This is a genomic window from Micromonospora sp. SD12 (assembly GCF_052068495.1).
Taxonomy (GTDB): Bacteria; Actinomycetota; Actinomycetes; order Mycobacteriales; family Micromonosporaceae; genus Micromonospora; species Micromonospora echinofusca.
In genome coordinates this window covers 522,263-535,383 of sequence record NZ_JBQHDF010000001.1, presented here as the reverse complement: position 1 = coordinate 535,383, position 13,121 = coordinate 522,263, and the positions used below count along the sequence as shown (strand labels likewise).

Sequence of the window (13,121 nt, the reverse complement as noted above, 5' to 3'; positions counted from 1 at the left end):
CGCTGCCGGGGTGACCGCACGCGGGGAGGGGCCGGCACGATGCCGGCCCCTCCGACGTGCCCGGTCGGTCAGCCCACCGTGGCGGGCGTGGCCGGCCAGCTGTCGCGGAAGATCTGCGACCCGACGCGGTTCGTGCTGAGAGTGCCGGCGAAGAGGCTGGACACCCGGTTGGCCTCGGTGGTGCTCGGGTACGGGTTGGTGCAGCTGGTGCCGGCGCTGCCACCGGACATCAGCAGCGCGCAGTTGCCGTTGTAGTTGTCGGGCAGGCCGAGGATGTGCCCGATCTCGTGCGTCATGATCCGCAGCGGGCTGTACTGCTGGGCCTGCTGGGTGTCGATGTAGACCCGCCCGTTGCCGAGGCTGGTCCGGACGGCGTACGAGCCACCGCCGGTGATCTGGTAGATCCGCAGGTTGGAACCGCAGTTCGCCGTGAGCGTCAGGTTCGACGTGGCGTTGTTCCAGATCGAGGCGGCCTGGTTGGCCGTGCCGGCGAAGCTGCCCGCCTGGCTGGTGTTGTAGCAGATGGTCATGGCAGCCGAGGCGGGCGTCGGGTTGGCGACCGTGACGCCGAGGGTGGCGAGCGCCGTCGCGGCGAACGCGGCCGCGAGCCGGTTGAGTCGTGAGGTCATCGCTGACTCCGATCCGGGAGGAGGGGTGTCCGGAGCGTAGCCCCACAAATCCATGATTTTCAATGTCTTGCGGACGGTTGCGACCCGGTGCCGACTCCTCCGCGCCCGCGGCTCGCCGAGCACCGTGCGGATGCGCTAGCCTAACGATCGTTCAGGTCAGTCGGTCCGCCGCGAGGTGACCGGCTCAGGTGGCGAGGGAGTCGGCGTGACGCTCGACGGTGAGGCACTGGAGCAGCTGCGCAAGCGGGCCCGGGCCGGCGGTGCGGACAAGTACCACGCGGCGAACGCCGCCAAGGGCAAGCTCTTCGCCCGGGAGCGGGTCGCGCTCCTGGTGGACGAGGGCTCCTTCGTCGAGGACGGTCTCTACGCCAACGCGATGGCCGAAGGGCTCCCGGCCGACGGCGTCGTCACCGGCACCGCCACCATCGACGGCCGCCCGGTCTGCCTGATGGCGAACGACTCCACGGTCAAGGCGGGCAGCTGGGGCGCCCGCACCGTCGAGAAGATCATCCGGATCATCGAGCGGGCCTACTCGACCAGCGTGCCGATGGTCTACCTGGTCGACTCGGCCGGCGCCCGGATCACCGACCAGGTCGACCTCTTCCCCGGCCGTCGCGGCGCCGGCAAGATCTTCTGGAACCAGGTCCGCGCCTCCGGCTCCATCCCGCAGGTCTGCGCGCTGTTCGGGCCGAGCGCGGCCGGCGGGGCGTACATCCCGGCGTTCTGCGACGTGGTCGCCATGGTCGACGGCAACGCCAGCATGTACCTCGGCTCCGACCGGATGGTCGAGATGGTCACCGGCGAGAAGACCACGCTGGAGGCCATGGGCGGGGCCAAGGTGCACTGCGCCGAGTCCGGCGTCGGGCACTTCCTCTGCAAGACCGAGGCCGACGCCCTCGACGTGGTGCGGCGCTACCTGTCCTACCTCCCGACCAACTGGACGCAGCAGCCGCCGGCCGCGCCCGCCGTCGAGGCGCCCGAGACGGCCGACCTGGCCGCGCTGGTGCCGGCGAGCGAGCGGCAGGCGTTCGACATGCGGCGGTACGTCAAGGGCCTGCTCGACGACGGCTCCTTCTTCGAGATCCAGGCGCTCTGGGCCAAGGAGCTCACGATCGGCTTCGGCCGGCTGAACGGCGAGGTCGTCGGCGTGGTCGGCAACAACTCGATGTTCAAGGGCGGCGTGCTCTTCGTCGACTCGGCCGACAAGGCGACCCGCTTCGTGCAGCTCTGCGACGCGTTCAACGTGCCGCTGCTGTTCCTCTCCGACGTGCCCGGGTTCATGGTCGGCAGCGCGGTGGAGAAGCAGGGCATCATCCGCCACGGCGCCAAGATGATCACCGCGATCTCGGAGGCGACCGTACCCAAGATCTGCGTGGTGGTCCGCAAGGCGTACGGCGCCGGCCTCTACGCGATGGCCGGGCCGGGCTTCGAGCCGGACGCCACGATCGCGCTGCCCACCGCCAAGATCGCGGTGATGGGCGCGGAGGCGGCGGTCAACGCGGTCTACGCGAACAAGATCGCGGCGATCGGGGACGAGTCCGAGCGGGCCGCGTTCGTCGCCGCGAAGCGCGAGGAGTACGAGCGCGACATCGACGTGGTGCGGCTCGCCAGCGAGCTGGTCGTCGACGCGATCGTCGAGCCGCACGAGCTGCGTGTCGAGCTGGTCCGCCGGTTCGCCGCCGCCCGCACCAAGGAGCGGCACTTCTCCCGGCGCCGGCACGGCGTCACCCCGGTCTGATCCGTCGCCGGCCCACCCGGCCGGCCCGGATCCGCACCGCGCACCAGCGACCCGTCCGTTCCCGGCGTCACGAGCGCCCGGCGGCCCATCCACACAGGAGGATTCCATGGACTTCCGGCTCACCGAGGAGCAAGAGGCGCTGCGGGAGAGCGTGCGGGAATTCGCGCGCGAGGTGGTCGCCCCGGTCATCGCCGAGCACTACGAGAAGCACACCTTCCCGTACGAGGTGATCCGGCAGATGGGCAAGATGGGCCTGTTCGGCCTGCCCTTCGCCGAGGAGCACGGCGGCATGGGCGGCGACTACTTCGCGCTCTGCCTCGCGCTGGAGGAGCTGGCCCGGGTCGACTCCAGCGTGGCGATCACCCTGGAGGCGGCGGTCTCGCTGGGCGCGATGCCGATCTACCGCTTCGGCACCGAGGAGCAGAAGGCGACGTGGCTGCCGAAGCTGCTCAGCGGGGAGGCGCTGGCCGGCTTCGGGCTGACCGAGCCGGGCACCGGCTCGGACGCCGGGGGCACCCAGACCCGCGCGGTGCTCGACGAGTCGACCGGCGAGTGGGTGATCAACGGATCCAAGGCGTTCATCACCAACTCGGGCACCGACATCACCGCGCTGGTCACCGTCACCGCGGTCACCGGCACCCGCCCGGACGGCTCCAAGGAGCTCTCCACCATCATCGTGCCCTCCGGCACCCCGGGCTTCACCGTCGCGCCGGGCTACTCCAAGGTCGGCTGGAACGCCTCGGACACCCACGAGCTGACCTTCGACGACTGCCGGGTGCCGGCGGCGAACCTGCTCGGCCAGCGCGGCCGGGGCTTCGCCCAGTTCCTGCGCATCCTCGACGAGGGGCGGATCGCCATCGCCGCCCTGGCCGTCGGCCTCGCCCAGGGCTGCGTCGACGAGTCGGTCAGGTACGCGAAGGAGCGCCAGGCGTTCGGCCAGCCGATCGGCAACTACCAGGCGATCCAGTTCAAGATCGCCGACATGGAGATGAAGGCGCACACCGCCCGCCTGGCCTACTACGACGCGGCGGCGCGGATGCTCGCCGGTGAGCCGTTCAAGCGGCAGGCCGCCATCGCCAAGCTGCACGCCAGCACCATCGCCGTGGACAACGCCCGCGAGGCGACCCAGATCCACGGCGGCTACGGCTTCATGAACGAGTACCCGGTGGCGCGCTTCTGGCGCGACTCCAAGATCCTGGAGATCGGCGAGGGCACGTCCGAGGTGCAGCGCATGATCATCGCCCGCGACCTGGGCATGTGACCCGGCTCGGGCCCGGTGGCGTGGGGCGGCCCCCTCCGCGCCACCGGGCCCGTCGCGCGTCGTCGTCCCTCCGGGCCCCTGTCGGATTTCCGCACCGGTGCGTCGGCAGGGCGACGATCGTCTGCCGCCGGTCGTACCCCGTCCGTACCCTTCCTGGCCATGACTCCGGATCATGATCGTTCGCCGCAACCGGGCGGTCGGACCGGGCTGTCTGCACTGCTGCGCGGGCACCGGCTCGCCGCCGGCCTGACCCAGGCCGAGCTGGCGAGCCGGGCCGGCGTCGGCGTCCGGACCGTCCGCGACCTCGAACGGGGCCACTCGTCCCGGCCACAGCGCACCACCGTCGAACTGCTCGCCAACGCGCTGGAGCTGGCCGGAGCCGCCCGGTCGGCGTTCCTGGCCGCCGCCCGGGGGCCGGTGCCGGCCGCCGGGCCGGTCACCCCCGGAGGCGCCCCGCCGGCCCGCGTCGACCTCGACCACCACGCCGGTACGCCAGCCACGCTCCCGCCCCCGGTCGCGCTGGTCGGCCGCGACCGGGACCTGGCCGAGCTGGCCGGGCTGTTCACCGACGGGCACGGGCCCCGGCTGGTCAGCCTGGTCGGGCTGGCCGGCGTGGGCAAGACCGCGCTGGCCCTGTCGGTGGCCCACGCGGTCGCCGGCGACCATCCCGGCGGCGCGGCCGGGGTGCTCATCGGCGAGGGCTCGGACGCCGCCGACGTCCTCTCCGCCTCGGTCGCCGTCTTCGGCGTCGCCCGGCTGTGCGAGCTGACCGCCCGCCTCGACGGCCGAGCGGCGCTGCTGCTCGTCGACGCGGCCGAGCGGGCCCCCGACGCGGTCGCCGAGACGGTGCACCGCCTCACCGGGGCGGTGCCGTCGCTGCGGGTGCTGGTCACCGGCCGGCACCCGGTCGGCCTGCCCGGGGAGCGGGTGTGGCCGGTCGCCCCCCTCGACGTACCGCCGCCGGGCAGCGAGCGGAAAGGGCCGTTGGCGCTGGGCGACTACCCCGCCGTGGCCCTCTTCATCGCCCGCCTCACCCAGGTGCGCCGCGAGCCGCCCGGTCCCGCGGAGCTGCCCGCCCTCGCCGCCCTCGTACGCCGACTCGGCGGGCTCCCGCTCGCCATCGAGCTGATGGCGGCCCGGGGCCGGATCCTCGACCTCAACGAGCTGCTCGACCGGTACGGCGACCGCGTCCTCGACCTGGCCACCTCGTCCGGGGCGGCCGAGCGGCCGGGCTGGGACACGAGGGATCCGGGCCGCCCGGAGAGCCCCCGGGCGGCGGTGGCGGAGACGCTGCGGGACGCGGTGGCCGTCAGCTACCGCCTCCTCGCCCCGGACGAGCGGGCCGCGTTGCGCCGGCTCGCCGCGTTCGGCAACCGCTGGTCGGTCGCGCTGGCCGAGGAGATGCTCGCCGACCCCGCCGACACCGACGGGACGGTGGTCGTGGACCCGGTGCCGCTGCTCGACCGGCTCGTCGAACTCGGCCTGCTGAGCGTCCGGGGCAGCGGGCCGTTCCGGTTCCGCCTGCTCGACGCCGTACGCGACTTCGCCGCGGAGCAGGCGACCGGCGCCGGCGAGTTGACCGCGATCCGGCGCCGGCACGCGCAGGTCGTCGCCCGGCTGGTGGCGCGGACCGCACCGGAGCTGGTCGGCGCCGACCTGCCGGCGGCGGTGCACCGCCTGGACGAGGTGAGCGGCGACATCAGTTCCGCCCTGGCGCACGCCGCCGTCGACGACCCGCTGACCGCGTTGCGGCTGGCGGCGGCGCTGTCGCGCTGGTGGCGGTTCCGGGGGCGCGACGTGCCGGGCCGGCAGTGGCTGCGGCGCCTGCTGGCGGATCCGCGTACGGCCGATGTCGACCCGGTGCTGCGGGCGTGGGCGTCGCTCGGGGTGGCCCGGCTCGCGGCCGAGCACGGCGCCGGGGCCGAGGAGCTGCCGGCGGCGCGGGAGGCGCTGGCCGCGTTCCGGGAAGCCGGCGACGTCTCGGGCGAGCTGGAGGCGCGTACGGTGCTCTGCGCCCTCCTGATCGCCCTCGGCGAGTACGGGGAGGCGCGCACGCAGGCCGAGACGGTGCTCACGCTGGCCGTCCGGCACGGGCGGGTCCGGGACATGGCGGTGGCGCAGAACAACCTGGCCTGGCACGACATCCGGGTCGCCGACCTGGCGGCTGCCCGGCGCCGGCTGGCCACGGTCGACCGGCTCGCGGCGCAGAGCGGTGAACAGCGGTTGCGCGTCCTCGCCCGGGCCAACCTGGCCGAGGTGTCCCGCCTGGAGGGCCGGTACGCCGACGCCGTCGACCAGGGGCGGCGGGTGGTGGCGGCGCTGGCGGACCTCGGCGATCCCGGCCACCGCCGTCGGGTGCTCGGCACGGTGGGGCTGGCACTGGCCCGTGCCGGCCGTTCCGCCGAGGCCGTCGCGGTGCTGGCCGAGCTGCGCCCGCCCCCGGGGCCGCCCGCGCCGCGCCTCGGGGAGGCCTGGCCGTCGGGGCGCCTTCCGGGCGTGACGCCGGGGGTGCGACCCGAGGACGGGATCTGCGCGTTGATCGAGGGGAACCTGGCCCTGCACCGGGGCGATCGTGAGCTGGCGGCGGAGTGGTTCGCGGCCGCCGCGGCGGCGGGCGCTGGCGGTCAGGACCGGCGGGACGTGGTGGAGGCGCTGGTGGGCCTGGCCGCCAGCTCGGGCGATCCCGCGGTCATGGACCACCTGGAGCGGGCCTGCCGGCAGAGCGGCGTACGGCTGCTGCCGCACGAGGAGGAGCTGCTGCGCGCGTCGACCGCTAGCCGGAACGGATAGCGCGGAGAAGGCGGGCCGCGGCGGTGGCGGCCGGGTCGGCGAAGGGGCTGGTCAGCGGACCGGACCGGGGGTGGCGCGGACGACGGAGCCCCTCTTGCTACCCCTCGCTCGTCGTCCGCGCCGTCACCCCCCGGTGCGTCCCCACTGCCCGAAGACTAGCCACCGCCCGCACGCGGCCTCGTCCGGTTTGATCGTCTATCGGCGCGTGGGTGCGGCAGTTCTGCCGCTCTTTCTGCCGGTGCCGAGTGGGCCTCGGGGACGGGTCAGGACGGGGTGCCGTTTTCGTCCTGATCGGCGACGAATCCGGTGCTTCCGGCGGTGGCGCCGGGGTGCACCGCGTCGCGGACCCGGCGCAGCCCGTCGAGCAGGGCGCCCAGCGCCGCCGGGTCGAGTTGGCCGGTGAACCACTGCTCGATGATCCGCAGATGCCCGGGCAGGGTCTCGTCGAGTCGTTGCAGGCCGGAGCCCGTGACCACGGCGAACGAGCTGCGCCGGTCGGAGGGGCACGCGCGGCGGGTGAGCAGCCCGTCGCGTTCCATCCGGTCCACCACGCGGGTGACGCCGCTGGTCGACAGCGAGGTCTGCGCGGCCAGGTCGGTCATCCGCAACTGGTTGCCGGGTGAGCGGGCGAGTCTGGTCAGTACCTCGAACTCGACCGGTGAGAGGCCGTGCTCCTCGAACTGGGCGGCGAACCGGGCCGAGAGCCCGGCGTGCGCCTCGACGAGCAGGCCGACGGCGGTGATCCGGGGGTCGTCGAACACGTTCTGGTCCACCCGTCCATCGTAGCAGTACTTGACACCGGGAATGTTGTTATGCCTATAGTTGCTGTGGCAGTCGTTGGGCTACTAAACCAATTTCCCCACGGAGGGCAGTTTCCATGACCAGCAGCACCGCACCGGTCACCCGCGACTGGGACGGCCTCACGATCCCGACCGCCGGCACCTACCTGCTGGACGCGGCACACAAGCGCGTGGGCTTCGTCGCCCGGCACATGATGGTCAGCAAGGTGCGCGGTGAGTTCGCCGATGCGAGCGCCACCATCACCGTCGCCGAGGACCCGATGCAGTCGGCGGTGAGCGCCACCATCCAGGCGGCCACCATCAACACCAACCAGGCCGACCGCGACACGCACCTGCGCAGCCCCGAGTTCCTCGACGTCGAGAGCTTCCCGACCCTGGAGTTCCGCAGCACGGGCGTGAAGTCCCGCGACGGCAACGAGTTCGTCCTCTCCGGCGAGCTGACCATCAAGGGCGTCACCCGCCCGGTCGATCTCGAAGTCGAGTTCGAGGGCGTCGGCCGCAGCCCGTTCGGGCAGGACATCTTCGGCTTCTCCGCCACCACCGAGATCGACCGCGAGGACTTCGGCCTGACCTGGAACGTCGCCCTGGAGACCGGGGGCGTGCTGGTCGGCAAGAAGATCAAGATCGAGATCGAGGGCGAGGCCGTCCGCCAGGCCTGATCCGTCGTACCGCTTCCGGGCCCGCGCCGCACCACGGCGCGGGCCCGACGCGTGTACGCGGGGTGCGGGCCTGGGCGTTGACACGAAGCGCGGGCCCGACGCGTGTACGCGGGGTGCGGGCCTGGGCGTTGACGCGAAGCGCGGGCGTGACGCGTGTACGCGGGGTGCGGGCCTGGGCGTTGACGCGAAGCGCGGGCGTGACGCGTGTACGCGGGGTGCGAGCCCGGAAGCGGCACCGCGAAGCGCGGGCCGATGCGGGGTGCGGAGCGCCGGGCGGGTGTAATTTGTCACGACTCATTCGCGGTCCGGCCCGGTGCCGGCGGCACCGGCTGGGTAGAGATGCGGCCGGGAGCGCGTCCGCCGACCGGAACAGGGTCGTCCCGGCCGTGGGATCGCCGGGACCTCCTCTGGTCCCGACGATGCCGACACTCCTAACGTGGAGGGTTCACCACGCGCTGACCGGGCCGGCACGGCCCGACTGCGCCTCGCGCCGGGAGGAAACATGGGCAGGGACGTCGAGCAGGGCGCCTTCTCCCGGGAGGACCGGGTCCGCTACCGACAGAAGGTCCGGCGTTGCCTGGACGTCTTCGCCCTGATGCTGGACGACTTCGGCTTCGACGCCGACCGCCCGATGACCGGGCTGGAGATCGAGCTGAACCTGGTCGATTCGGCGGCCGAGCCCGCGATGCGCAACGACCAGATCCTCGCCGACATCGCCGATCCGCTCTTCCAGACCGAGTTGGGCCAGTTCAACCTCGAGCTGAACGCGCCGCCCCGGCTGATCGAGGGGAACGGGTTCGCCGACTACGAGCAGGACCTGCGCGGCAGCCTCTCGCGCGCCGACGAGCGGGCCGCCAAGTCGGACGCGAAGATCGTCCTGGTCGGCATCCTGCCCACCCTCACCGAGCGCCACCTGGTCGAGGACAACCTCTCCACCAACGAGCGGTACCGGGTGCTCAACGACCAGATCGTCGGCGCCCGGGGCGAGGACATCGAACTCGACATCCGGGGCGTCGAACGCCTCCAGACCCATACCGACTCGATCGCCCCCGAGGCGGCCTGCACCAGCCTCCAGTTCCACCTCCAGGTCGCCCCGGACAGCTTCGCCGACTACTGGAACGCCTCCCAGGCCATCGCGGGCGTGCAGGTGGCCGTCGGGGCCAACTCGCCGTTCCTCTACGGGCGGCAACTCTGGGCGGAGACCCGCATCGCCCTGTTCGAGCAGGCCACCGACACCCGGCCGGACGAGCTGAAGGCGCAGGGCGTACGCCCCCGGGTCTGGTTCGGCGAACGCTGGATCACCTCGATCTTCGACCTCTTCGAGGAGAACGTCCGCTACTTCCCGCCGCTGCTGCCGATCTGCGAGGACGAGGACCCGGTCGAGGTCCTGCACGGCGGCGGCGTACCGGTCCTGGGCGAGCTGCGCCTGCACAACGGCACCGTCTACCGGTGGAACCGGCCGGTCTACGACATCATGAACGGCCGCCCGCACCTGCGCGTGGAGAACCGGGTCCTGCCGGCCGGCCCGACCGTGGTCGACATGCTGGCCAACGCGGCCTTCTACTTCGGGTTGGCGCGGGGGCTGGCGGAGGCGGAACGACCCATCTGGAGCCAGCTCACCTTCAGCTCCGCCGAGGAGAACTTCCACGCCGCCGCCCGGCGCGGCATGGACGCCGTCCTGCACTGGCCCCGCCTCGGCGAGGTGCCGGTGACCAAGCTGGTCCTGGACGTCCTGCTGCCCACGGCCGCCGCCGGGCTCGACCGGTTCGGGGTGGCCCCGGCCGAACGCGACCGGCTGCTCGGCATCATCGAGCAGCGCTGCCGTACGGGCCGCAACGGCGCGGTCTGGCAGACCGAGGCGGTGTGGGCGGCCGAGCGGCACCGGGGCATGGACCGGGACGCCGCCCTGCACCACATGGTGCAGCGCTACGCCGAACTGCAACGCGGCAACGAACCCGTGCACACCTGGCCCGTCGACTGACCCGGGCCGGTCCGGCGCTCAGCGCGTGCGGCGACCGGAACGAGGGCGACGGCCGGTGGCCTGCGGTTCCGTCGGCTCGTCGGCCCCCGGCTCGGCCGGCTCTCCGGCGGGCGCCGACGCCGGCGTGCCGGCGGACGGGGTGGCCGGCTCTCCGGTCGAGGTGCCGGACGTGGCCGCGAAGCTGGCGGCGGGAGCCGGCACCGGTCCCCGGTCGGCGGGGAGGCCCGTGGGCGTCCCCCCGCCCGCCGCGACGGCGTCCCGGCTCGGCGCGGTGCCGACCGGCGTCTCGTGGTCACCGGAGCCGCCCGCCGCCGCGACAGAGCCGGACCCGCCCGGCGCCGCGACAGAGCCGGACCCGCCCGGCGCCGCGAGGGAGCCGGAGCCGGGCGCTGCCGCGACGGTGTCGGTGCCGCCCGGCGTGGCGGCGGTGTCTCCGGCCGGTGGGGTGTGCCGCCCCGACGACGGGTCGCCGGCACCAGGACCGTCCGGACGGGCCGGGACACTCTGCTGGTCGGCGGGTTCGCCGGCGCGTTGGCGGGGCACCCGCACCGGTCCCCGGGCCGCGGCCCGTCGGGCGGCCCGCTGGGCGAGGCCGGTGACCAGGACGGCACCGCCGACCCCGATGATCACCGCGTACGGCGCGATCAGGTGGGCCGACACCTGCTCCGGGCTGATCGCGGTCAGCCTCGGCACCGCCAGGAAGTACGCGGTCGCGACGAGCAGCGGCCCGGCCGCACCCGAGGCGGCCGCCCCGACCCGACGGTCGGGGTCGCGGGCGTCCCGGCGGGCGGCGAGGGCACCGATCACCAGCGCGGAGCCGAGGGACAGCAGCGCGCCGGGCCAGTAGAAGTAGTCGCGGATCCAGTAGCGCCCGTCGTCGGGACCGAGCTGCCAGATCCCGAGCTGGGCACTGGTGAGGCCGCGCCCGGCCAGTACACCGTCCACGACGGCGATCACGGCGAGCAGCCAGAGCCAGCCGACCGTGGCGATGACGTTGGTCGCGGCGGCCCGCGAGCGCAGCGCCCAGACCGCCGTCAGCACGCCGACCAGCACGCCGACGGCCGCGTACGCCGCCGCGACGTTGCGGGGCGAGCCGGTGTCGGCCACCGCCACCGCCTCGCGGGCCGGTACGGCCACCAGCAGCACGGTGATCAGCGCGCCCACCCCGGCGGCCACGGCGAGCGCGGCGGAGCCGAGGGCGCCGCCGCCCGGCCCGGCCGGAGCCGGATCGGCGTCCGGTGCCGGGGCGCGGTCTCGCAGCCGCTGCGCGCAGACCGCGCCGAACACCGTCGAGGTGGCCGCGATCCAGGTGGCCCAGATCAGGCCCGCCACCCAGGCGGTCGCGCCGGCGTTCGCGTCCGCCGGCGCCCAGTTGATGATGCCCAGCCCGTAGCCGAAGCCCAGTTGGGCCGCGCCCGCGCCGGCAGCGACGCCGACCGCGGTCGCGATCGATCCTCCCCAGCCCCGTCTGGCCATGCGGGGGAGCGTAACGTCCCGAGGTCGGCGCGGCGAGTCGTGACGGTCCAACAGGGTGGACCGCGATGACGCCGACGCCGGCGCGGACGGGTACGGTCGCCGGTGATCGAGGCGGGGTGGGCGGATGACGGACGGCGACACGGGCGAGCGGAACGACGCCGCAGCGGACCGGTCGGCGGTGCTGCTCAGGGGCGGTCTGGCGGTCGTGCTGCTGGCCGCCGTCGGCGCGACCGGCGGCTGGCTGCTGGCCGGCGAGGACGAGCCACCGGCGACACCGCCGGCGGCGGCGGAACGCCTGCCCTCCGCCACCGGCACCCCCGGTGCCGCCCGGTCGACCCCGGGCCGGTCCGCACCAGCGGCTCCCCGCACGACCGGGCCGAGCCGCTCCGCCGGGCTGACGGTGCCGGCGGTCGTCGGCGAGGACTTCACGGACGCCCGCGACGAGCTGCGCGAGAAGCGGCTGGGCTGGCGGCTCGTCTTCGGCCGGGGCACCGGGACGACCGTGGAGCGCACCTCGCCGGAGGTGGGTACGGAGGTGCAGCCCGGGCGCACCGTGACGCTCTACGTGAGCGGTCCGGCGCCGGCCGCCACCGTGCCGGACGTGGTGGGCGACGACTGCGACGAGGCGGCGGACGAACTCGTCGACGAGGGCTTCTACCCGCAGTACCGCACGGGCAAGACGGGCAAAGTCAGCCGTCAGGATCCGGCCGGCGACGGCACGGGCCGGTGGAACGACCAGGTGTCGATCTGGTGCGGCGACGTGCCGGAGGACGACGGATCGGCCTCCCCGACACCGTGACGGCTCCGGCACGCTGATCCCGGCCGATGGCCCCGGGAACCGCTAGGTTGGCGGTCAGGGGCCCGCGCGCCCGCCCGGGCCGGGAGAGGACGTGCGATGAGCGAGCGTCAGCGAGCGAGTCATCGGCACAGTGCGGTGGTGTCTCGGGTCGGCACGCAGCGGAGCGGAGTGCCGGCATGAGCGACGATCGCCGGGAACCGCCCGCCGGGGAACACGACGACCGGACCCGCCCGCTGCCTCCGTCGGGCGACGCCCCGACCGGGGCGGAACCCGACCGTACGCAGCCACTGCCCCGCCCCGACCGGCGTGCCGCGGATGCCGGAGACGCCAGCCGGCAGGTGCCCGTCGACGGCACCGCCCCGCTGGACCGTACGGCCGCCATGCCGCCGGAGCGGTCCGGGCCGGCGGCGTGGTCGGGCCGGGCGGAGGTGCGCCCCGCCGGTCCGGCCGACCAGCCGGAGGCCGAGTGGTACGCCGAGGACCAGGGCGCGCGGCGTTGGTGGCTGCCGATCCTGTGGGGCGTGATCGTGCTGCTGCTGGTCGGCCTGCTCGGCGTCGGGCTGTGGCTGGCCCTCCAGCCGGGCGACGACGATCCGAGCGGGCCCGAGCCGTCGCCCTCGCCGTCGGTGACCCGCGCGTCGCCGACCACCCCCGCACCGACCTCGGCCGCCCCCACCAGCGCGTCGCCCTCGGCGTCCCCGTCGCCCTCGGTGCCGGCGGAACTGCCGATGCCGCCGGTGGCGAACCTGCCGCTGGCGACGGCGCAGGCCATCCTGGACGACGTCGGGCTGGGCCACCGGGTGGAGTACGAGACGTCCGACCGTCCCGCCGGCACGGTGATCCGCAGCGAGCCGGAGGCGGGAGAGCTGGTGCCGCGGGACGAGGAGGTCACGCTGGTGGTGGCCCGCGAGGCCGCCTCGCCGACCGACGGGGTCACGCCGTCGGTCGAACCGACCGCCACCCGGTGAGCCGTTGACCGGTGGGCCCC

At 74.3% G+C, this 13,121-nt stretch carries 10 protein-coding genes; 7 read left to right on the top strand and 3 right to left on the bottom strand.

The genetic code is table 11. From position 1 onward, the window contains the following. Nucleotides 1-68: 68 nt before the first annotated feature. Complete coding sequence (locus tag ACTMS2_RS02505) at nucleotides 69-629, bottom strand: snapalysin family zinc-dependent metalloprotease (RefSeq protein WP_441173855.1); 561 nt, start codon at nucleotides 627-629, stop codon at nucleotides 69-71. A gap of 205 nt (nucleotides 630-834) precedes the next feature. Between ACTMS2_RS02505 and ACTMS2_RS02500 the strand changes: the two genes are divergently transcribed. From ACTMS2_RS02500 to ACTMS2_RS02490, 3 genes are all read left to right on the top strand, one after another. Beyond that, nucleotides 835-2,367 carry an acyl-CoA carboxylase subunit beta gene (locus tag ACTMS2_RS02500; protein ID WP_441173854.1) on the top strand — a complete coding sequence of 511 codons (1,533 nt, stop codon included), beginning with the start codon at nucleotides 835-837 and terminating at the stop codon, nucleotides 2,365-2,367. Nucleotides 2,368-2,473: 106 nt separating this feature from the next. Continuing rightward, nucleotides 2,474-3,628, top strand: a complete 1,155-nt coding sequence (locus ACTMS2_RS02495; protein WP_441173853.1) for an acyl-CoA dehydrogenase family protein — start codon at nucleotides 2,474-2,476, stop codon at nucleotides 3,626-3,628. 159 nt (nucleotides 3,629-3,787) lie between these two features. Continuing rightward, a complete protein-coding gene (locus ACTMS2_RS02490) occupies nucleotides 3,788-6,418 on the top strand; it encodes an ATP-binding protein (protein WP_441173852.1) in 2,631 nt (876 codons plus the stop codon). A gap of 263 nt (nucleotides 6,419-6,681) precedes the next feature. Here ACTMS2_RS02490 and ACTMS2_RS02485 read toward each other — a convergent pair whose 3' ends face one another. Next, complete coding sequence (locus ACTMS2_RS02485; protein WP_441173851.1) at nucleotides 6,682-7,191, bottom strand: MarR family winged helix-turn-helix transcriptional regulator; 510 nt, start codon at nucleotides 7,189-7,191, stop codon at nucleotides 6,682-6,684. 104 nt (nucleotides 7,192-7,295) lie between these two features. Here ACTMS2_RS02485 and ACTMS2_RS02480 point away from each other — a divergent pair, with 104 nt between their 5' ends. Continuing rightward, complete coding sequence (locus ACTMS2_RS02480) at nucleotides 7,296-7,877, top strand: YceI family protein (protein ID WP_101413495.1); 582 nt, start codon at nucleotides 7,296-7,298, stop codon at nucleotides 7,875-7,877. Between the two features lie 502 nt (nucleotides 7,878-8,379). Next, nucleotides 8,380-9,858: a glutamate--cysteine ligase gene (locus ACTMS2_RS02475; RefSeq protein WP_101413496.1), complete on the top strand. Its 1,479-nt coding sequence runs from the start codon at nucleotides 8,380-8,382 to the stop codon at nucleotides 9,856-9,858. Nucleotides 9,859-9,876: 18 nt separating this feature from the next. On the opposite strand, the gene ACTMS2_RS02470 is transcribed toward ACTMS2_RS02475, so the two are convergent. Further along, nucleotides 9,877-11,334 (bottom strand): hypothetical protein, encoded by a 1,458-nt coding sequence (locus tag ACTMS2_RS02470; RefSeq protein ID WP_441173850.1) that lies wholly within the window; start codon nucleotides 11,332-11,334, stop codon nucleotides 9,877-9,879. A gap of 124 nt (nucleotides 11,335-11,458) precedes the next feature. Here ACTMS2_RS02470 and ACTMS2_RS02465 point away from each other — a divergent pair, with 124 nt between their 5' ends. Together ACTMS2_RS02465 and ACTMS2_RS02460 are read left to right on the top strand one after the other, a co-directional pair. Then, a complete protein-coding gene (locus ACTMS2_RS02465; protein WP_441173848.1) occupies nucleotides 11,459-12,133 on the top strand; it encodes a PASTA domain-containing protein in 675 nt (224 codons plus the stop codon). 176 nt (nucleotides 12,134-12,309) lie between these two features. Further along, nucleotides 12,310-13,101: a PASTA domain-containing protein gene (locus ACTMS2_RS02460; protein WP_441173847.1), complete on the top strand. Its 792-nt coding sequence runs from the start codon at nucleotides 12,310-12,312 to the stop codon at nucleotides 13,099-13,101. Nucleotides 13,102-13,121: the final 20 nt, after the last annotated feature.

Coding starts and splice junctions, on each gene's coding strand:
- ACTMS2_RS02475 (WP_101413496.1), top strand. CDS start 8,380: ATGGGCAGGGACGTCGAGCAGGGCGCCTTCTCCCGGGAGGACCGGGTC.
- ACTMS2_RS02495 (WP_441173853.1), top strand. CDS start 2,474: ATGGACTTCCGGCTCACCGAGGAGCAAGAGGCGCTGCGGGAGAGCGTG.
- ACTMS2_RS02505 (WP_441173855.1), bottom strand. CDS start 629: ATGACCTCACGACTCAACCGGCTCGCGGCCGCGTTCGCCGCGACGGCG.
- ACTMS2_RS02490 (WP_441173852.1), top strand. CDS start 3,788: ATGACTCCGGATCATGATCGTTCGCCGCAACCGGGCGGTCGGACCGGG.
- ACTMS2_RS02460 (WP_441173847.1), top strand. CDS start 12,310: ATGAGCGACGATCGCCGGGAACCGCCCGCCGGGGAACACGACGACCGG.
- ACTMS2_RS02465 (WP_441173848.1), top strand. CDS start 11,459: ATGACGGACGGCGACACGGGCGAGCGGAACGACGCCGCAGCGGACCGG.
- ACTMS2_RS02480 (WP_101413495.1), top strand. CDS start 7,296: ATGACCAGCAGCACCGCACCGGTCACCCGCGACTGGGACGGCCTCACG.
- ACTMS2_RS02470 (WP_441173850.1), bottom strand. CDS start 11,334: ATGGCCAGACGGGGCTGGGGAGGATCGATCGCGACCGCGGTCGGCGTC.